Source organism: Gordonia sp. ALPHA1B1, assembly GCF_005502615.1.
Lineage (GTDB): Bacteria > Actinomycetota > Actinomycetes > Mycobacteriales > Mycobacteriaceae > Gordonia > Gordonia hongkongensis.
Genome location: NZ_SCOC01000043.1, coordinates 18,237 through 36,710, shown reverse-complemented (window position 1 = coordinate 36,710; position 18,474 = coordinate 18,237). Strand labels below are relative to the sequence as shown.

The 18,474-nt window shown below is 67.4% G+C and carries 17 protein-coding genes and 1 tRNA gene; 11 read left to right on the top strand and 7 right to left on the bottom strand.

The genetic code is table 11. The annotated features are described in order from the left end of the window. Positions 1 to 260 precede the first annotated feature (260 nt). Both FFS52_RS20620 and FFS52_RS20615 read right to left on the bottom strand, forming a co-directional pair. Positions 261 to 1,133 carry an exodeoxyribonuclease III gene (locus tag FFS52_RS20620; RefSeq protein ID WP_137810778.1) on the bottom strand — a complete coding sequence of 291 codons (873 nt, stop codon included), beginning with the start codon at positions 1,131 to 1,133 and terminating at the stop codon, positions 261 to 263. Positions 1,134 to 1,220: 87 nt separating this feature from the next. After that, positions 1,221 to 1,308: transfer RNA gene (locus FFS52_RS20615), tRNA-Ser, on the bottom strand. 77 nt (positions 1,309 to 1,385) lie between these two features. Here FFS52_RS20615 and FFS52_RS20610 point away from each other — a divergent pair. After that, complete coding sequence (locus FFS52_RS20610) at positions 1,386 to 2,357, top strand: NAD(P)H-quinone oxidoreductase (RefSeq protein ID WP_137810777.1); 972 nt, start codon at positions 1,386 to 1,388, stop codon at positions 2,355 to 2,357. An 8-nt stretch (positions 2,358 to 2,365) separates the two neighbouring features. Here FFS52_RS20610 and FFS52_RS20605 read toward each other — a convergent pair whose 3' ends face one another. Both FFS52_RS20605 and FFS52_RS20600 read right to left on the bottom strand, forming a co-directional pair. Beyond that, complete coding sequence (locus tag FFS52_RS20605; protein WP_137810776.1) at positions 2,366 to 2,788, bottom strand: MarR family transcriptional regulator; 423 nt, start codon at positions 2,786 to 2,788, stop codon at positions 2,366 to 2,368. Between the two features lie 145 nt (positions 2,789 to 2,933). Then, positions 2,934 to 4,130, bottom strand: coding sequence for a cysteine desulfurase-like protein (locus FFS52_RS20600; protein ID WP_137810775.1), 1,197 nt, complete (start codon positions 4,128 to 4,130; stop codon positions 2,934 to 2,936). Positions 4,131 to 4,190: 60 nt separating this feature from the next. Between FFS52_RS20600 and FFS52_RS20595 the strand changes: the two genes are divergently transcribed. From FFS52_RS20595 to FFS52_RS20580, 4 genes are all read left to right on the top strand, one after another. After that, a complete protein-coding gene (locus FFS52_RS20595) occupies positions 4,191 to 4,751 on the top strand; it encodes a bacterial proteasome activator family protein (protein ID WP_068971149.1) in 561 nt (186 codons plus the stop codon). A gap of 85 nt (positions 4,752 to 4,836) precedes the next feature. Continuing rightward, on the top strand, positions 4,837 to 5,700 hold the full coding sequence (locus FFS52_RS20590; protein ID WP_065631226.1) for an ABC transporter permease: 864 nt from the start codon (positions 4,837 to 4,839) through the stop codon (positions 5,698 to 5,700). Between the two features lie 11 nt (positions 5,701 to 5,711). Then, positions 5,712 to 6,551 carry an ABC transporter ATP-binding protein gene (locus FFS52_RS20585; RefSeq protein WP_137810774.1) on the top strand — a complete coding sequence of 280 codons (840 nt, stop codon included), beginning with the start codon at positions 5,712 to 5,714 and terminating at the stop codon, positions 6,549 to 6,551. Next, entirely contained in the window at positions 6,548 to 7,501 is a 954-nt protein-coding gene (locus FFS52_RS20580) for a glycosyltransferase family 2 protein (RefSeq protein WP_137810773.1), read from the top strand. Before FFS52_RS20585 ends, FFS52_RS20580 begins: the two co-directional genes overlap by 4 nt. A gap of 316 nt (positions 7,502 to 7,817) precedes the next feature. Here the strand turns inward: FFS52_RS20580 and FFS52_RS20575 are convergent, their stop codons facing one another. Next, on the bottom strand, positions 7,818 to 9,245 hold the full coding sequence (locus FFS52_RS20575; protein ID WP_137810772.1) for a DHA2 family efflux MFS transporter permease subunit: 1,428 nt from the start codon (positions 9,243 to 9,245) through the stop codon (positions 7,818 to 7,820). Beyond that, positions 9,230 to 10,057: a thioesterase family protein gene (locus FFS52_RS20570; protein WP_137810781.1), complete on the bottom strand. Its 828-nt coding sequence runs from the start codon at positions 10,055 to 10,057 to the stop codon at positions 9,230 to 9,232. The genes FFS52_RS20575 and FFS52_RS20570 overlap by 16 nt, the downstream gene beginning before the upstream one ends. Before the next feature lie 54 nt (positions 10,058 to 10,111). On the opposite strand from FFS52_RS20570, the gene FFS52_RS20565 reads away from it, so the two are divergent. The 6 genes from FFS52_RS20565 (at position 10,112) to FFS52_RS20540 (ending at position 17,543) form a co-directional block, all read left to right on the top strand. Further along, on the top strand, positions 10,112 to 10,585 hold the full coding sequence (locus FFS52_RS20565; RefSeq protein WP_065631230.1) for a helix-turn-helix domain-containing protein: 474 nt from the start codon (positions 10,112 to 10,114) through the stop codon (positions 10,583 to 10,585). A gap of 132 nt (positions 10,586 to 10,717) precedes the next feature. Further along, positions 10,718 to 11,596: a TIGR03619 family F420-dependent LLM class oxidoreductase gene (locus tag FFS52_RS20560; RefSeq protein WP_065631365.1), complete on the top strand. Its 879-nt coding sequence runs from the start codon at positions 10,718 to 10,720 to the stop codon at positions 11,594 to 11,596. A 166-nt stretch (positions 11,597 to 11,762) separates the two neighbouring features. Beyond that, positions 11,763 to 13,373, top strand: a complete 1,611-nt coding sequence (locus FFS52_RS20555; RefSeq protein WP_137810771.1) for an ABC transporter substrate-binding protein — start codon at positions 11,763 to 11,765, stop codon at positions 13,371 to 13,373. A gap of 1 nt (position 13,374) precedes the next feature. Next, on the top strand, positions 13,375 to 14,340 hold the full coding sequence (locus FFS52_RS20550) for an ABC transporter permease (protein WP_137810770.1): 966 nt from the start codon (positions 13,375 to 13,377) through the stop codon (positions 14,338 to 14,340). Then, a complete protein-coding gene (locus FFS52_RS20545; protein WP_137810769.1) occupies positions 14,337 to 16,955 on the top strand; it encodes a dipeptide ABC transporter ATP-binding protein in 2,619 nt (872 codons plus the stop codon). The genes FFS52_RS20550 and FFS52_RS20545 overlap by 4 nt, the downstream gene beginning before the upstream one ends. A gap of 75 nt (positions 16,956 to 17,030) precedes the next feature. Next, positions 17,031 to 17,543 carry a GtrA family protein gene (locus FFS52_RS20540; protein WP_078111851.1) on the top strand — a complete coding sequence of 171 codons (513 nt, stop codon included), beginning with the start codon at positions 17,031 to 17,033 and terminating at the stop codon, positions 17,541 to 17,543. Between the two features lie 49 nt (positions 17,544 to 17,592). Here FFS52_RS20540 and FFS52_RS20535 read toward each other — a convergent pair whose 3' ends face one another. Next, entirely contained in the window at positions 17,593 to 18,423 is an 831-nt protein-coding gene (locus tag FFS52_RS20535) for an aldo/keto reductase (protein ID WP_137810768.1), read from the bottom strand. Positions 18,424 to 18,474: the final 51 nt, after the last annotated feature.

Genomic DNA, 18,474 nt, shown 5'->3' with positions numbered 1-18,474 from the left:
CGCCCGCGTCGTCTACAACCACCTCACCACCGACCACCACGCCCGCACCCGCAAAGCCGACAACCCAACACCCGCCGCCGCTTGACATAGGAGCTATGAGCCGGCACCGAGCGCCAGCGAGGCGCCGAGTCGAAGCCACTCGGCAACCACAACTGCCCGAGCCGCAACCACCGCTGGTTGAGCCGGCACCGAGCGCCAGCGAGGCGCCGAGTCGAAGCCACCCGGCGACCACCATCGATCAGGGACGCGGGAGCCCCGGATCACAGCTCGGCGTACTCGACGACCAGCGGGGCGTGATCGGACAGCCGAAGGTCCGGCGACGCCTCCTTGTCGACCACCACCGAGCGCGCCCGCCGGGCAAGCGTGGGCGAGGCGAGCTGGTGGTCGATGCGCCACCCGACGTCCTTGACGAACGACGCCCCCGCCCAGCTCCACCAGGTGAGCGGTCCGGGACGGTCGCCGTGCAGGGCGCGTACGACGTCGACGAGCCGGCGCGGGCCGGTGATCTCGCCGAACCAGGCGCGTTCTTCTGGCAGGAAGCCCTCCATCTTGCGGGCCGCGCGCCAGTTGGTGACGTCGTGTTCGAGGTGTGCCACGTTGAGGTCGCCGAGGAGCAGGAACTCCCGGCCGGCGCGGCGAGCGGCGAGCCGGTTGCGCTCGAGTTCACGGGTGAACCCGGCCAGAAAGCGTTGCTTGCGAGCGTGTTTGGCGCCACCGTCGGGCGCCTCGCGCATCGAGCCGGGGCGCTGCAACTCGGCGGGGAGTCCGCCCTTGGGCAGATACAGACTTGCGACGGTCAGCGGCCGATCGGCGAGGTCGACCTCGACGTAGCGACCCTCATAAGAGAAGGCGGGCAGACCGCGAGCCTTCGGCGGGTGAGTCAGCCAGGTGCGCACCGCCGCCGGCTCGGTGCGGGTCAGCACCGCGACGCCGTTACGTCCCGCGATGGAGCCGACGTCGATCGCTGCGTGATAACCGTCGAACTCTCCGACGTCGTCGATGCCACACCGCAACTCCTGCAGTCCGACCACGTCGGGCTGTCGCCCGGCGAGCCAGGCGTCGAACCCACGACGGCGCGCGGCGCGGATCCCGTTGACGTTGAACGACGCCACGGTGAATCCACCGGCGCCCATGTCCCTACCTTCCACGTCTCGGGGCCCCAACCGGTAGGCCGGGCGTTGCACGAAAAAGCCCCCACCCGGGTGAGAGTTGAGGGCCCTTGGCGGAAGCGGAGGGATTTGAACCCCCGGTGGTTTTACCCACGCTCGCTTTCAAGGCGAGTGCATTCGGCCGCTCTGCCACGCTTCCCTGACGAGCAAGGTTACACACGAACGCCGGACCGGACCTCGCCTGGCACTGCGGTGCGCTGTGACACCATCGAAGAGGTGAAAGCCATCGTCGTCGAATCAGAGAACCTGTCCCTGTCCGATGTGCCCGACCCGACTCCCGCGTCCGGCGAAGTCGTGATCGATGTGGTCGCGGCCGGCGTCAACCGCGCCGACATCCTGCAGCGGGCGGGCAACTATCCCCCGCCACCCGGTGCGTCGGACACCCTCGGACTCGAGGTCTCGGGGCGGATCTCGGCCCTGGGCGACGGGGTCAGCGGCTGGTCGGAGGGCGACGAGGTGTGCGCGCTGCTCGCCGGCGGCGGTTACGCCGAGAAGGTGGCGGTCCCGGTCGAGCAGGTCCTCGCGGTGCCCAAGGGCGTCGACCTGGTGTCCGCGGCGGCTCTGCCCGAGGTGGCGTGCACCGTGTCGTCGAACATCTTCGACACCGCGCATCTGACCACCGGCGAGCTCCTGCTGATCCACGGCGGGTCCAGCGGCATCGGCACCCACGCCACCCAGATCGCCCACGCGATGGGCGCTCGCGTCGCGGTGACCGCCCGCACGCAGGACAAGCTCGAGCGCTGCCGCGAGTTCGGCGCCGACATCCTCATCGACTACTCGAGCCAGGACTTCGCCGAGATCCTCCAGGACGCCGGCGGCGCCGACGTCATCCTCGACATCATCGGCGCGAAATATCTGAAGTCGAATCTGAAAGCACTGCGCACTGACGGACGACTCGTCATCATCGGCATGCAGGGCGGCACCACGACCGCGATCAACCTCGGACATCTTCTGGCCAAGCGGTTGTCGGTGATGGGTACCACGCTGCGCGCTCGGCCCGTGCACGGTCCCGGCGGCAAGGCCGAGGTCGTGGCGTCGACCCTGACCCGGACCTGGCCGCTGATCGAGGCCGGGACGGTCGTACCCGTCGTCGATCGCGTGTTCCCGCTCGCCGACGCCGGCGCCGCGCACGACCATCTCAACAGCGGTGACGTTGTCGGGAAGGTGCTGCTGAGCGTCGCAGGCTGAGCGGGGGCTCAGTCGGCGGCTGCGGGCTCCGCGGCGTCGACGGCCTCCCGGATCTTGCGGAACGCGACGCCGAGGGCGGTGAACTCCTCCGGGGTCATCGCGTCGACGACGAATTGCCGGATCACCTGATCTCGGGCGTGCACATGGAGGGCGAGGGTGCGCCGACCGTGATCGGTCAGACGCACGAGTCGGTGTCTGCCGTCGGCCTTCGACTCGAACCGGTGGATGTTGCCGTCGTCGCTGAGCCGGCCGATCATGCGCGACACCGTGCTGACCCGCATGTGCACGGCGTCGGCGACCTCGCTGACGCTCAACTGCCGGTTTATACAGACCGCTTCGAGAATGCGCAGATCGGATACGGACAGGCCCCGTTTCGCGAACTCGTCGTTGACGCGGGCGAAGAGCGCCCAGCCGCCGTCGACGAGGTTCATCCAGCTCTCGGCCTCCGCAGCGGTGAGCGACCGGGGCGGGCCCTTCTCTGGACCATCAATCGTTTTTGCCGACACAGCATGACAACATACATTGTCGTTAACCCGAACAACACCATAGTGAATTTCGGAAGGGTTGTCGGGCGCTTCAGGCCAATGAACCCAGCGTTCGTACCAGGTGGTCGACCTCGTACGGCGTCGAGTACGGGGCCAGCCCGACCGTGACGGCACCGCCGAAGTCGGGTGCGCCCATCCGTGCGAGTGCGCGGTTGGGAAGGTCGGCGAGTGCGCAGACACCGTTGTCGGCCAGACGCCGGACGACCTTGTCGGCACCCACCGACTCCACGGTGAAGCTCGCCAGCGGTATCCGGTTCTCCTCGGTCCCCACGAGGTTCACATGGTTGAGCTGGGACAGCGTCGTGACCAGGTAATAGTTGAGGCGCTGCAGATACTCGTAGACACCGTCCATCGACGTGACGAGACGCCGTCGACGCTTGCCGATGCCGGCCTCGTCGAGTCCCGCGAGATGTTCCACCGACGCGACCAATCCGGCGAGCATCGCGCCCTGATGCGGTTCGGGTTCGAGCCGGGCGGGTCCGCGCGCGGACGGGTCCATCGACATCAGCTTCAGCCGGTCGATCAGGTGGGGCTCGCGAAATGCCATGGCCGCCATACGCGGACCACCCCACCGCTCGGCCGAGACGACGAGGACGTCGGCACCCAGATCGTGGATGTCCAGGCTGATGTACGGCGCCGCGTTGGTGGCGTCGACGACCAGCAGCGCGCCGGCTTCGCGGACCAGCGGCGCGATCTCGCTGATGTCGGTGACGGCCCCCGTCGTGGACGACGCCAACGTCACCGCGACGACCTCCGTATCGGGCGTGACGAGATCGCCGAACTGCCAGGCCGGTAGTCCGCCGGTCTCGACGTCGACCTCGGCCCAGCGAACCCGGCCGCCGTAACGATCCGCCGCGCGCAGCCACGGCACGATGTTCGGCTCGTCATCCTGACGCGTGACGACGACGTCACCCCGCAGCCACGCATGCGGCGCGAGCGCCTCCGCCAGACCGGCCAGCAGCACGTACCGCGACGGTCCGAGCACCACACCCGCGGCGTCTCCGCCGACGAGATCGGCGATCGCGCGCCGGGCACCGTCGACCACCTCCGCGCTCGCGCGAGCCGACGGGTAGACCCCGCCCGGGGCGGCGGACAGAGAGCGGAAACTGGTGGTCACAGCGGTCGCGACCGAATCGGGGATCTGCATCCCCGCCTGCGGGTCGAGGTGGATCCAGCCGTCGCCGAGCGATGGAATCAATCCACGCACGTAGGCGACGTCGAAAGCCATGGGCACGAGGATAGACGTCGGCCATCTGCCGTTTCGCGGTGTCCGGGCACAATGGGACGCATGGCTATCGAAGGCACTCCAGGACCCGGCCCCACCTCAGGACCGTTCGGCTCGGCCGGCGACTCCGACAACGTGATCGTCGTCGGCGCGGGCACGGATGGGCAGACGGACGGCGAGTCGTCGGAATCGACCAGCGTCGCCGACATGGTCGAGCAACCCGCCAAGGTCATGCGCATCGGCACGATGATCAAGCAGCTGCTCGAAGAGGTGCGTGCGGCTCCTCTCGACGACGCGTCGCGCAATCGCCTGCGTGAGATCCACCAATCGTCGGTGCGTGAACTCGAAGAAGGCCTCGCGCCCGAGCTGCGCGAAGAACTCGAACGTCTCGCGCTCCCCTTCTCCGACGAGGGCACCCCGTCGGACGCCGAGCTCCGCATCGCCCAGGCCCAGCTCGTGGGTTGGCTCGAGGGACTCTTCCACGGCATCCAGACCGCGCTGTTCGCCCAGCAGATGGCCGCCCGCGCCCAGCTCGAACAGATGCGTCAGGGCGCGCTTCCGCCCGGCATGCCCACCCCCGGCGGTGCCGGCGGACCCGGCCATAGCACGGGGCAGTACCTCTAGGTCGCCACACCGGCTCAACCTGCTGAGGGTCACCCGCTCAACCGGCAGCGGGCAGCGGATGGGCCGAGGGGTACGCTGACTCCTCGTGTCAGCGGTAGTAGACGACGACGCGATCCCCGCGCGTCCCCAGGGCTCTGATTCGCGCAGCTTCGCGCGCGCGGTCAAGGACCTCCGCGACGGTTTCGCCAGCCGCGAGCTGTGGTTCCACCTCGGCTGGCAGGACATCAAGCAGCGCTACCGACGTTCGGTCCTGGGACCGCTGTGGATCGTGATCGCGACCGGTGTGACCGCGATCGCCATGGGCCTGCTCTACGGCGAGCTCTTCGGCATGGACATCAGGGTGTTCCTGCCGTACGTCGCGCTCGGCTTCATCTTCTGGAACTTCATCTCGAGCTCGATCCTCGAGGGCTCCGAGGTCTTCTCGAAGAACGAGGGGCTGATCAAACAGCTTCCGGCCCCGGTGAGCGTGCACGTCTACCGAGTGGTGTGGCGAGCGCTGATCATCTTCGCGCACAACGTCGTCATCATCGTCATCCTGTTCCTGATCTTCCCGCCTCCGCTCAACTGGACCGTCACGCTGATCGTCCCGGCCCTCGCGCTGTATGTGGTCAATTCGATCTGGGTGACGATCGTGTTCGGAATCCTGTCGACCCGATTCCGCGACATCGGCCAGCTCCTCACCACCGCGGTGCAGCTGGTCTTCTTCATGACGCCGATCATCTGGACGACGCAGAGCCTCGGGAACGCGACCGGCGAGGCGTCGTCGAGATTGAAGCTCGTCGAGTTGAACCCGATGTTCCACTATCTGGAGATCGCACGCGGACCGCTGCTGGGCGAGCCAGTCGAGTTCTACCACTGGGCCGTCGTCCTGGGCTGCACCGCCGTGGGCTGGGTGCTGGCCATGCTGGTGTTGCGCAACTACCGGGCCCGCGTGGCGTACTGGGTGTAGGGACGGATTCGATGGCCAGGAACAACGATCTCGGAGACACCCGCGTCCGCGTGGACACGTGGGACGCGTGTGTGGACTTCCCGATCTTCGACGCCAAGACGCGGTCGCTGAAGAAGTCGGTGATCGGCGCGGCGGGCGGCGTCATCGGCTCCACCGAGTCGAACGTGGTGGTCGTCGAGGCGCTCAAGGACATCAACCTGCACCTCAAGCACGGCGACCGGATCGGGCTGGTCGGCCACAACGGCGCCGGCAAGTCGACGCTGCTGCGTCTGCTGTCGGGCATCTACGAACCCACGCGCGGCGCCTGCCGGGTGCACGGCCGGGTCGCCCCCGTCTTCGACCTCGGCGTCGGCATGGACCCCGAGATCTCCGGCTACGAGAACATCATCATCCGCGGCATGTTCCTGGGCATGACGCGCAAGGAGATGCTCAAGAAGATCGACGACATCGCGGAGTTCACCGAGCTCGGCGACTACCTGCAGATGCCGCTGCGCACCTACTCCACCGGTATGCGGGTGCGCATCGCTCTCGGCGTGGTGACCTCCATCGACCCGGAGATCCTCATCCTCGACGAGGGCATCGGCGCCGTCGACGCCGACTTCATGCGCAAGGCGCGGGGTCGGCTCCAGGCGCTCGTCGAGCGGTCGGGAATCCTGGTGTTCGCCAGCCATTCCAACGAGTTCCTGGCCCAGCTGTGCGACCGCGCCCTGTGGATCGACCACGGACAGGTCCGCATGGAAGGCGGCATCGAAGAGGTCGTCGAAGCCTATGAGGGCCCCGACGCCGCGGCACACGTCCGCCGGGTGATCGCCGACCTGGAGAAGGCGGACAAGAAGGGGACTCCGGAGTGACCGAGGGCGCCGTCGCTCCGAAGGTCATCGCGGTCGTGGTCACGCACCGTCGCGCGGAGTTGCTCGCCGAGTCGCTGGCCGTGGTGTCGGGCCAGGACCGGCCCGTCGACCATCTGATCGTCGTCGACAACGCGGACGAACCCGAAGTCGCCGAACTCGTTGCGGCGCAGCCCGTTTCGACGACGTATCTGGGATCGGAGCGCAATCTCGGCGGTGCCGGCGGATTCGCGCTGGGCATGCTGCATGCGCTCGCCCTCGGCGCCGACTGGGTCTGGTGCGCCGACGACGACGGCCGACCCGACGGTCCGACGGTTCTCTCGACGCTGCTCGACTGCGCCGCACGGCATGATCTCGACGAGGTGTCGCCAGTGGTCGCCAACCTCGACGACCCGGACACCCTCGCCTTTCCGCTGCGACGCGGACTCGTGTGGCGACGGAAGCGGTCGGAACTCTTTGCCGACGCCGGGAGCGAAGCGAGCGGGTCAGATGTCATCGGTGAGACCCAGGACGACGATCTGCTGCCCGGCATCGCGTCGCTGTTCAACGGCGCTCTGTTTTCCGCACGGTGCCTCGAACAGGTGGGCGTGCCGGACCTGCGGCTGTTCTTCCGCGGCGACGAGGTGGAGGTGCACCGTCGGCTGGTCCGCTCGGGCGTGCGGTTCGGCACCTGCCTGCGCGCGGGATACCTCCACCCCGACGGCTCGGCGGAATTCCGACCGATCCTGGGCGGTCGCATGCACACCCAGTACCCCGACAACGACACCAAGCGGTTCTTCACCTACCGCAACCGCGGCTACCTGATGAGCCAGCCCGGACTCCGCAGGCTGCTGCCCCAGGAGTACGCCCGGTTCGGCTGGTTCTTCCTTGTGCAGCAACGTGATCCGAAGGGCTTCGCCGAGTGGGTGCGTCTTCGCGGCCTCGGTCGCCGAGAGCGGTTCACGCGGCCCTGAACGTTTGCTCTCTCACTGCTCTATGAGGTGCGTGACGAGCGCACCCCCTTCTGCTCTATGAGGTGCATGCCAGGCGCACCCCCTTCTGCTCTATGAGGTGCATGCCAGGCGCACCCCCTTCTGCTCCCTGAGGTGCGTGACGAGCGCACCCCCCCCTTCTGCTCCCTGAGGTGCGAGCGAAGCGAGCCACGAAGGGTCTCGCGACGCACGTCACCAAGCCCTTCGAGGCTCGTCGACCTCGACGCGCTCCTTCGTCGCTTGCTCGGCCCGGCGGCTTGCGCTCCTCACACCTCAGGGAGCAATGGGTCCTCACACCTCAGGGGGCGGAATTGGGCACCGCTCGCGGGGTCATCCCCAACGCCGAGATCGCGCCCAGCGCAGCGATTCCCGCGAGTACCCACCAGGCGGTCAGGAACGAGTTGTGCACATCGGCGTACACCGCCGAGGTGCCGATGATCGCGACCAGCAAGCTGACACCCAGCGACATGCCGATCTGACGACTCATGTTGACCACCGCGCTTCCGGTGGCGGCCTGATCTGCGGGGAGGTCGGCGGTCGCCGAGGAGAGGATCGACGGCAACGCGAAGCCCACTCCGACACCGCCGATCAGCCAGCCAGGCAGGAACTCGGTGGCGAAATCCGGTGTGGCGTCGACCGATAGTGCGATGAGGGCCGACCCGAGACCGAAGAGCACACAACCGAACGCAACGAGTCGCCCCACCGGGACCCGCGCACTGAGGCGATGCGACACGGCCGCGAAGATCGGCACCATCAGCGGTCCGGTCGAGACCGCGAGACCCGTCGCGATCGGCGAGAAGCCCCAGACCTGCTGCAACCACAGGATGTTCGCGAGAAGTGCGCCGGCGAACGGGATGGAGAACAGCAGCATCGTCACGTTCGCGACCGAGAAGGCCCGGATCCGCAGCAGTGCAGGCGAGATCACCGGTTCGGGATGACGCGCCGAACTGAGGACGAAGCCGACGAGCCCTACCCCGGCGACGATCCACGCACCGGTGATCCGCGCGTCCGTCCAACCCCACTCACTCCCCTGGACCAGACCGAGTGTCAAGGCCCCCACCGAGACGACCAGGAGAAGCGCGCCCAACGCGTCGGGAAAGCCACTGGCCGAGACGTTTTGGGGGCGGGACAGTACGATCGCCCCGGCGACGATCGCCGCCACGCCGACGGGCACGTTGACCAGGAACACCCAGCGCCACGACGCCTCGACGAGAAGACCGCCGACGGCCGGCCCGAAGGCCGCGGCCAGGGCGCCGGTGGCCGCCCAGATGCGCACCGACCGGGCCCGACGTTCCGGCGGCAACGTCGCCACGACCAGACCCAGGCTCGCCGGGGTCAGAATCGCCGCGCCGAGTGCCTGCAGTGCGCGGAATGCCACCAGCCACCAGACGCCCTGCGCCGCGGCACATGCCGCACTCGCCGCGGTGAAGATCGCGAGACCGAGCAGGAAGCCGCCCTTGCGGCCGTACCGATCGACGATCCGGCCCGCCGGAACAAGGAGCGCCGCATACAGGATGGCGTACGCGTTGAGGATCCAGGACATCTGGGACAGGGTCGCGCCGGTGAAGTCGGCACCGATGTCGTCGAAGGCGACGTTGACGATGAAGACGTCGAGGCTGGCCATGAACGCCGCCCCGGACAGGATGAGCAGGACGAGGCCGGGCCGCGCGACAGTCGGCGCCGGCGTCGCCGGGCCGCTGCGAGTGACCGTCATCGGACCGGCCATCCGAGAACCCGGCGGCTCTGGCGCGCGGAGGCGAGGAGCCGACCGTCGCGGTCGCGCAGCGTGGTGTCGTCGACCGACCAACCGCCGGACGTCGAGGTGTTACGCGTATGGACGAGGATCGGCGCCGGAGTGGCGTCGTCCAGCGGCGCCGTCACGTGCATGGAGAATGCCACCGTCGGAAGTGCGAGCGGCGCGGTCAGAGTCGGGAAGACGGCGGGCGGTAGGCAGTCCGCCAGCAGGGCCAGGTAGGCGGCGTCGACAGCCATCGGGGTTCGGGTGGTGATCCATGCCCGCATCCAGGCCTCGTCGGCTCCGGTGAGCGCGAGCGGACCGTCGACCGGTCGCACATCGAGCTGCGCGCCCATCGGGACGATCTCCGGCGGAATCATGAAGGGGTCGAGCCCTTCCGGGCCGGACACGCCCGCGACCCGGTCGCTGACATCGGTGGGTGCGGATTCCCCGACCCGCCCGGTCGTGACTGATGCCGACGCGATGTCGACGCCTGCCTGGGTGACCGTGACGTCGACGACCCTTGTGTGCCGGCCGACCTCCCGGACCGACGGCGTCAGCAGCAACTCCCCGCCGTCGGGCTTGCCGACGAATCGCAGATCGAGAGCGCGCACCGACGTACCCGGCGCTGCATCGGCGCCGACCCGGACAGCCAGCGCCGCGATGGCGCCGCCATGCGGGCCCGACCATCCCCACCAGGAACGGTCGATGGTCGCCGACCATCGACCGTCTCCGGTCGGACTTGCTCCGAAACTGGGTAACAATCCGTCTTCAACGGCTTGTTGCCTGCTGAGTTGCTTCACGCAACTCATGCAAGCAGGTTGAGTTGCGTCACGCAACCCACTACTCTCGATCCTATGCGCCGCGCCTCATTCGCCGAGATGAACTGCTCGATCGCCCAAACACTGGAGATCGTCGGCGAATGGTGGACGCTGCTGATCGTCCGGGACGCGATGTTCGGCGTGACGCGATTCGACGAGTTCTCGTCGCGGCTCGGCATCGCGCGCAACGTGTTGACCCAGCGACTGGACACCCTCGTCGAACACGAGATCCTGGCGAAGGAGCCGTACCAGGACAACCCGGTGCGCTACGACTACCGCCTCACCGAGAAGGGCCGGGACCTCTGGACGGTTCTGGCCGCGTTACGTCAGTGGGGTGACCGGTGGACCGCCGAGGACGGCGCACCAGTGGTGTCGACGCACTCCTGCGGCCAGACGATGACGGTCGAGCCGACGTGCTCGGCATGCGGCGAGCGAATCGGCACCGGCGAACTACGGGTACACCCGGGCCCCGGCGCGACTACGGACAATCCCCTCGCAGGGCTTCGCTGACCCTGGGCGCCACCAGCCGACAATTGCCATCCCCCTGCGCGCTGGAGACCTGCGACGATGACGAAGTCCATGTCGAATAACTAGAACGTGTTCTACTGTGGACGGAGTTTCACTGCCGTCCCGAGGAGCATGATGCGGTTCACGTATGCCGAGGCCATGACCGATCCGTCGTACTACGCGCCGCTCGCGCAGGCCGCCGAAGCCGCGGGGTACGCCGGCTTCACCATTCCCGACTCGCTGGCCTATCCGGAGGAATCGGACGCGAAGTATCCGTACACCCCCGACGGCAATCGCGAGTTCCTCGACGGCAAGGCGTTCATCGAGACCTTCATCCAGGCCGCGGCGCTCGGCGCGGTCACCTCGACCATCCGCTTCACCCCGTTCGTGGTGAAGCTGCCGGTCCGCCCGCCCGCGCTGGTCGCCAAGCAGGCCAGCTCGGTGGCGTACCTGACGAACAACCGCTTCGCGATGGGCGTCGGCACGAGTCCGTGGCCCGAGGACTACGACTTCATGGGCGTGGACTTCAAGCGCCGCGGCAAGCGGATGGACGAGTGCATGGACATCATCCGCGGCCTGACCACCGGCGAGTACTTCGAGTTCCACGGCGAGTTCTACGACATCCCCAAGATCAAGATGACCCCCGCGCCCACCGAACCGATCCCGCTACTCGTGGGCGGTCACGCCGACGCCGCGCTGCGTCGCGCGGTCATCCGCGGCGACGGTTGGATGCACGGTGGCGGTCCGCCCGAGGAGCTCGAGACGCTGCTGGACCGGATCAACGAGATCCGCATGGCCGAGGGAAAGACCAACGATCCGTTCGAGATCCACGTGATCTCCATGGACGCCTACACCGTCGACGGATGTAAGCGGCTGGAAGACAAGGGGATCACCGACGTGATCGTCGGTTTCCGGCTGCCGTATGTCATGGGCGACGACACCGAGCCGCTGCAGACCAAGATCGACCATCTGAACTGGTACGCCGACAACGTGATCGCCAAGGTCAACGGCTGATCGTCCTGCCTCTCCCGGTATTCTCCGCCCTGCCCTGGGGTATGGCACGGTTGCACCACCTGTACCGCTGGGGCACACTGCACAGCGGGGCGCCCCACGCATGCCGTGGCGCGTCCGACGTGCGGTGAGACTCCGAGGCGAACACTCGCCGGGCGGGAGGACAGTGATGACCGATTCGCCGAGCGGGTCGGTGTATTCATCTGTGCGCGAGCAGCTTCCGCCGCGCAGACCCGACGTTCTCGATCGCCGCGGGTTCCTTCGCGTCGCCGGTGTCGCCGGAACCGCCTTGCTGGGCACGTCCGTGCTGGCCGCATGCGGTGGCGGGTCGTCGGACACCGTCAACACCATCAAGGCCGCCATCGCCGGTGAACCCGACCAGCTCGACCCGCAGAAGTCCAGCTCCTACTTCACCTTCGAAGTACTCGAGAACGTCTTCGACACCCTCGTCGAACCCGACGAGCAACTCCAGATGCGGCCGGCACTGGCCGAGAGCTGGGAGGTCAGCCCCGACGGCCTGCAATGGACGTTCACGCTGCGCGACGGGGTCACGTTCCACAACGGCGACCCGCTGACCGCAGCCGATGTCGAATACTCCTTCCGTCGGATAATCGACGAAGAACTGTCCAACGCATACAAACTCGAGGCCATCGCGTCGATCACCGCCCTCGACGACCGTCGGGTCCGGTTCACCGTCAGCGCGCCGACCCCCAATCTGCTGACGAGCATCGGCGGGTTCAAGGGACTGGCCATCGTCAACCGCCGCAACGTCGAATCCGGTGAGATCACGACCAGGCCGATCGGCACCGGGCCGTTCTCGTTCGTCTCCCGGTCGCCGGGCGCATCCATCGTGTTGGCGTCGAATCCCGACTACTGGGGTGGGGCACCCGCCGTCGACGGGGTCCGCTACAGCTTCATCTCACAGGGCACCACCGCGGTGTCCGCACTACGGTCGGGTGAGATCGATTGGACCGACGCCATTCCCGCCCAGCAGCTCAGCATCCTGCGCCGCGACGACACACTCGATGTCGGGACCGTGGTCGCCAACGACTACTGGTACGTCACGATGAACTTCGACGCCCCACCGTTCGACGACACCCGGGTCCGCCAGGCGGTCGCGTATGCGATCGACCGGGACTCGATCGCCCAGGTCGTCGGATACGGGACCGCGACGCCCAACGAGCTCGCGATCCCCTCGACCAGTCCCTGGTTCGCACCCTACGACCGCTATACCGCCAGACTCGACCGCGCCGCCGCCGTCGCGAACGCCAGAGACCTGCTCCGGCAGGCCGGCATCCGCGGACTCGACATGCGCCTGATGGTGACCACCGAGTATCCCGAGACGGTGACGGCGGCGCAGGTGATCGCGTCGAACCTCGCCGACGTCGGGATCGACGTGCGGATCGAACAACTCGACTTCGGCGCATGGCTCGATCGCCAGGCCGCCGGCGACTTCGACGCCCTGCTACTGGGCTGGCTGGGCAACATCGACCCGGACGACTTCTACTACGCCCAACACCATTCCGAGGGCACGTCGAACTCGCAGAAGTACTCGAACCCCGAGGTCGACGCGCTGTTGGACCGGGGCCGAACCGAACTCGACGTCGAGGCCCGCAAGCGGATCTACGCCGAGGCCGCGAGCATCATCGCCGACGACGTGAGCTACCTCTACCTCTACAACCCGTCGTCGACCCAGGCTTTTGTGACGCAGCTCCGGGGATATGTCGTCCGACCCGACAAGGCCATCCGGTTCCGCGATGCCCGGCTGGAGAGGAGCTGAGATGACCGCATTGCACTCGCCGCTGGCGCGCTTCATCATCGTGCGGCTGCTCTACACGGTCGCGGTGTTGCTCGGCGTGATCGTCGCGGTGTTCTTCCTGATGCAGGTCGTGCCCGGTGATCCCGTCCGCATCGCACTCGGCACCCGCTACACCCCGGAATCGTATGAGGCGCTGCGCAGCGCCTCCGGACTCGACCAGCCGCTCGCATCACAGCTGGTGAACTATGTCGGCAGTGCCTTCACCGGCGACCTGGGCGTCAGCTTCCGCAACAGCGAACCGGTCACGACGATGCTCTTCGGGCGGCTTCCCGCCACCATCACACTCGCGACCGCGGCGATCGTCGTCGCATTGCTCATCGCCGTCCCTCTCGGTTTCTGGGCGGCACTGCGGGAAGGTCGGTTGGCCGACAACGTCATTCGCGTGGTGAGCCAGTTCGGGATCTCCGTGCCCGACTTCTGGATGGGCATCCTGCTGATCGGTCTCTTCTCCACCGCGCTCGGCTGGTTACCATCGGCCGGGTACCAACCCTTCGCCGACGACCCACTCGGTTGGCTCGAACACCTCGTGCTGCCGGCGATCACGGTCGGGGTGGTGACCGGGGCGATCATGACGCGCTACGTGCGCTCGTCGGTGCTCGACGTGGTGAACGCACCGTTCGTGACGACGGCCGAATCAAAAGGGCTGAGCACCAAGCGTGTTCTCCTCGATCACGTCGGACGCAACGCGCTCGTACCCGTGCTGACCATCTCCGGTATCCAGTTCGCAGGTCTGCTCGGTGGTGTCATCGTCGTGGAGGTCGTGTTCGCCTGGCCCGGACTGGGTCTGCTGGTCTACGACTCGGTCGCCGCGCGCGACTACCCGGTCCTACAGGGTGCGATCCTGCTCATCGCGGTGATCTTCCTGGTCGTCAACCTCGTCGTCGACATCCTCTACGCCGTCATCGATCCCAGGATTCGGCTGTCATGACCCTCACCTCTCCCGACCCGCCGGAACCCGGTACCGGAGTCGACGACGAATCGGCCGGAGCTCCTTCGACCGATTCGGCCTGGCGATTGCTGCTACGCAACCGCACCTCGGTGATCGGGTTGATCATCATCGCGGTCGTCCTCGTGTGCGCGGTGTTCGGTCCACTCATCGCTCCGTACGGCGCCAACGAGATCGACGTCCCGAATGCGCTGCAGGCGCCCAGCTGGTCCCACCTCTTCGGGACCGACGACCTGGGTCGCGACGTCTTCTCCCGGGTGGTGCTCGCCGCGTCGGTGAGCATGCGCGTGGCGGTCATCGCAGTGGCGATCTCCCTCACCGTGGGCGTGGTCCTCGGCATGGTCGCGGGTTTCGCGGGCGGCGTCCTCGACACCGCGCTCATGCGGATCGTCGATGTGGTCTTCTCCTTCCCGGTACTGCTACTCGCGCTGGCCATCGTCGCCATCCTGGGACCGGGAGTCACCTCGGCGATGATCGCGATCGGCGTCGTCTACATACCGATCTTCGCCCGGGTGGCGCGCGCCGACACCCTGCGTGTGCGACAGACCCAGTACGTCCAGGCGTCACGCACGATGGGTGTGGGGACATCGGCCATCCTCATGCGGCATGTGCTGCCCAACATCTCGGGTCCGGTCATCGTCCAGACCTCCATCTCGCTCGCGTTCGCGATCCTGTCGGAGGCGGCGCTGTCGTTCCTCGGTCTCGGCGTCCAGCCGCCGGACCCGTCGTGGGGCCGGATGCTCTTCGACGCACAGGGGTTCATCACCACCGCCTGGTGGATGGGCGTGTTCCCCGGTCTGGCGATCCTCGTGACGGTCTTCGCATTTAACCTCGTCGGCGACGGCGTACGCGATGTGCTCGACCCGCGCCAGCGCACGCTGCTGCGCAACCGCGGGTACGAACGCAAGTCGCCGACGGTGACCACACCGTCGACCTCGAAACACGTCGACTCCGACGGATCGGTGCTGCGCGTAAAGGACCTCGTCGTCGGTGTCGGTCCGCGAGAGATCGTGCACGGCATCAGTTTCTCGGTCTCGCCGGGTGAGACGCTCGGGATCGTCGGGGAGAGCGGTTCGGGCAAGTCACTGAGCGTGTTGTCGGCGACCGGGCTCTTCGACGCGCCCAGCGCGTACGTCCGCGGGTCGGCCCGCCTCGGTGACACCGAAATCGTCGGCGCCACACCGGCGAAACTCCGGGCCCTCCACGGTTCGCGAGTCGGCTTCGTTTTCCAGGACCCGTCGTCGAGCCTCAATCCCCTGCTCACCGTCGAACAACAACTGACCGAGGGTCCGCGCCGGCATCTCGGCCTCTCGCGGGGCGAGGCGCGCGAACGGGCCCTTACCCTGCTGCGCGACGTGAACCTGCCCGACCCCGAAAGCCGTTTGCGCGCATACCCGCATCAGTTGTCCGGCGGCCAACGGCAGCGCGTCATGATCGCGATCGCGTTGGCCTGCGATCCGGAACTCCTCATCGCCGACGAGGCCACCACCGCACTCGACGTGACCACTCAGGCACAGATCATCGACCTCGTCGCGAAACTCCAGCGCGAGCGCGGTATGGCGGTGGTGTGGATCAGCCACGACCTCGGTGTCATCGGGCGGATCGCCGATCGGGTGATGGTGCTCCGCGCCGGGCGGATCGTCGAGAGCAGCGACGTGACAACGCTGTTCGACGACCCGCACGACGAGTACAGCCGAACGCTGCTCGACTCACGCCCGCTGCTGAGCAAGGTCACCGAACGTGGTGGCGCATCGCCCCTTCAGAAGCGGGTCGACGACGAGCCTCTTTTGAATGTCACCGGGCTGGGCGTCGACTACATGGTCCGCGGCCCGTCGGGGCGCCGGGTGGTGCACGCCGCCGACGGGGTCGACCTGCAGGTCGCTCGTGGCCGGACGCTCGGGATCGTCGGCGAATCGGGATCGGGGAAATCGACCGTGGCCGGCGTGATCACCGGCCTCATCACGTCCGCCCAGGGCACGACGGTGCGGGGCAGCGTGACCGTCACCCTCGACGGCCGGAGGGTCGAGGCCATCGGGGCGCGCGGTGCCGACGAGGCCCTGCTCCGACGCCGCGTCGCCATGGTGTTCCAGGACCCGGCCGCCTCGCTCGATCCGCGGATGACGGTAGCGGCGTCGATCGCCGAACCGCTGCGGACGCACGGCCTCACCGACGGCCGGGACGGCACGCGGAGTCGTGCCGAAGAGTTGCTCGCCGACGTCAGCCTCGACACGTCCTTCCTCGACCGCTATCCGCACGAGATGTCCGGCGGCCAGCGGCAGCGGGTGAGCATCGCCCGCGCGCTGGCGTCCGACCCGGAGGTCCTGATCCTGGACGAGTCGACGGCGTCGCTCGACGTGTCGGTGCAGGCCAGCGTCCTCGACCTGCTCGCCGAACTCCAGCGTCAGAAGGGTCTGACGTACCTGTTCATCGCGCACGACCTGGCCGTCGTCGAGCAGATCAGCGACACCGTCGCGGTGATGCAGGACGGGAAGGTCGTCGAGAGCGGACCGGCGTCGACCATCCTCCACGACCCCGCGACCGACTACACCCGCGCACTCCTCGCGGCCATCCCGCCGGAGGTCCCGCAGCGGGCCTGACCCGTCGACTGTGCGTCGCAACCCCGCCACGCCCGTCGGCACGGTTGCCAGGGCGTCGTCGGCTAGGGTGTCAGCGTGTCTCGACCCGACCCTGGTGACCACGTCCGCGATGACGATGAACCGAGCCACGAGGACTTCGCCACACGCCATGCGCCGATGCCGATCGAGCTGCCCCTCGACGACGAAGAGGCGTCGACGAACGTCGGTCTGAAGACCCAGCTGGTGCGCTTCGTCATCACCGGCGGGTTCTCCGGGCTTCTGGACTTCGGGCTGACGATCCTCCTGCAATACGGTCTGGACGTCCCGTTCTGGCCCGCGAAATCCGCCGGGTTCATCCTCGGCACCACCGTCGCGTACCTGCTGAACCGTCGATGGACATTCCGAGCCGAACCGAGCATGGCGCGGTTCGTGTCGGTCGTCGCGCTCTACGTGGTGACCTACTTCGTCAACGTCGGTATCTACACGCTTCTGTCGCATGCCTGGCAGGAAACGCTGCTGTACAGCTTTGCGGCGTACGTCGTCGCACAAGGCACCGCTACGGTCATCAACTTCGTCGTCCAGCGGATGGTCATCTTCAAGATCCGCTGACCCGAGAACGCACGGTCAACGAAAGCGGACGCCCAGTCGACGGGCAGGGTCAGAACTCCTCGTCGACGTCGGAGTCACGGGCGGCGCGCTCACCGCGGTCGAGGGTGGCGAGTTCGGCCAGGTCGGCGGGGTCGAGAGCGAAGTCGAACAGGTCGGCGTTCTCCACCTGACGGCCGGTGTGCGACGACTTCGGGACGACGCTGATGCCGTTCTGCACCGACCAACGCAACGCGATCTGCGTCGGCGACTTGCCGTATTTGCGCGCGATCCGGAGGATGACCGGGTCGGCGAGCAAGCCTTCCTTGCGGCCGGTCGGATGCCACGCCTGAGCATGAATACCCTTGTCGGCCATGAAGTCCCGCAACTCGGTTCGCGGTAGCGAGGGAGAGCACTGGATCTGGTTGAGAACCGGCCAGCGTCCCGTCTCGTCGAAGAGCATCTGCAGGTGGTGCTGCTTGAAGTTCGAGACGCCGGGTGTGCGGACGTATCCCTCGTCGGCGAGCGTAAGCAGCGCTTTCCAGGAGTCGACGGTGCGGCCCAGGCTGGGGCACGGCCAGTGGATGAGGTAAACGTCGATATGCGCGACACCGAGCCGGCGAGCGCTCTCCTTGGCGGCGTTGATCGCCTCGTCGAAACCCTGGTCACCGCCGCTCAACTTGGTCTGCACGACGATCTCCTCGCGCGGGACGCCGGTCCCGTGCAGGCCCATCCCGACACTCAGCTCGTTGCTGTACCGGGGCGCGGTGTCGAGGAGGCGGTAACCGGACTTGATCGCCGAGCTGACGGCGCTGACAGCCGGCCGGCCGAGCATGTTGTAGGTGCCGAGCCCCACCAGGGGGATCGAGGTGCCGTTGCTGAGCTCGACCGAGGGGATGTCCACCGCATCAGGATATGTCGACAACCGCATCCTGCGCCGCCGGTCGATCTGGAA

What these genes read in the sequence shown, in the direction of transcription:
- FFS52_RS20565 (WP_065631230.1), top strand. Translation starts at nt 10,112, where the DNA reads ATGCGCCGCGCCTCATTCGCCGAGATGAACTGCTCGATCGCCCAAACA.
- FFS52_RS20575 (WP_137810772.1), bottom strand. Translation starts at nt 9,245, where the DNA reads ATGGCCGGTCCGATGACGGTCACTCGCAGCGGCCCGGCGACGCCGGCG.
- FFS52_RS20620 (WP_137810778.1), bottom strand. Translation starts at nt 1,133, where the DNA reads ATGGGCGCCGGTGGATTCACCGTGGCGTCGTTCAACGTCAACGGGATC.
- FFS52_RS20585 (WP_137810774.1), top strand. Translation starts at nt 5,712, where the DNA reads ATGGCCAGGAACAACGATCTCGGAGACACCCGCGTCCGCGTGGACACG.
- FFS52_RS20605 (WP_137810776.1), bottom strand. Translation starts at nt 2,788, where the DNA reads ATGAACCTCGTCGACGGCGGCTGGGCGCTCTTCGCCCGCGTCAACGAC.
- FFS52_RS20550 (WP_137810770.1), top strand. Translation starts at nt 13,375, where the DNA reads ATGACCGCATTGCACTCGCCGCTGGCGCGCTTCATCATCGTGCGGCTG.
- FFS52_RS20545 (WP_137810769.1), top strand. Translation starts at nt 14,337, where the DNA reads ATGACCCTCACCTCTCCCGACCCGCCGGAACCCGGTACCGGAGTCGAC.
- FFS52_RS20595 (WP_068971149.1), top strand. Translation starts at nt 4,191, where the DNA reads ATGGCTATCGAAGGCACTCCAGGACCCGGCCCCACCTCAGGACCGTTC.
- FFS52_RS20560 (WP_065631365.1), top strand. Translation starts at nt 10,718, where the DNA reads ATGCGGTTCACGTATGCCGAGGCCATGACCGATCCGTCGTACTACGCG.
- FFS52_RS20555 (WP_137810771.1), top strand. Translation starts at nt 11,763, where the DNA reads ATGACCGATTCGCCGAGCGGGTCGGTGTATTCATCTGTGCGCGAGCAG.
- FFS52_RS20600 (WP_137810775.1), bottom strand. Translation starts at nt 4,130, where the DNA reads ATGGCTTTCGACGTCGCCTACGTGCGTGGATTGATTCCATCGCTCGGC.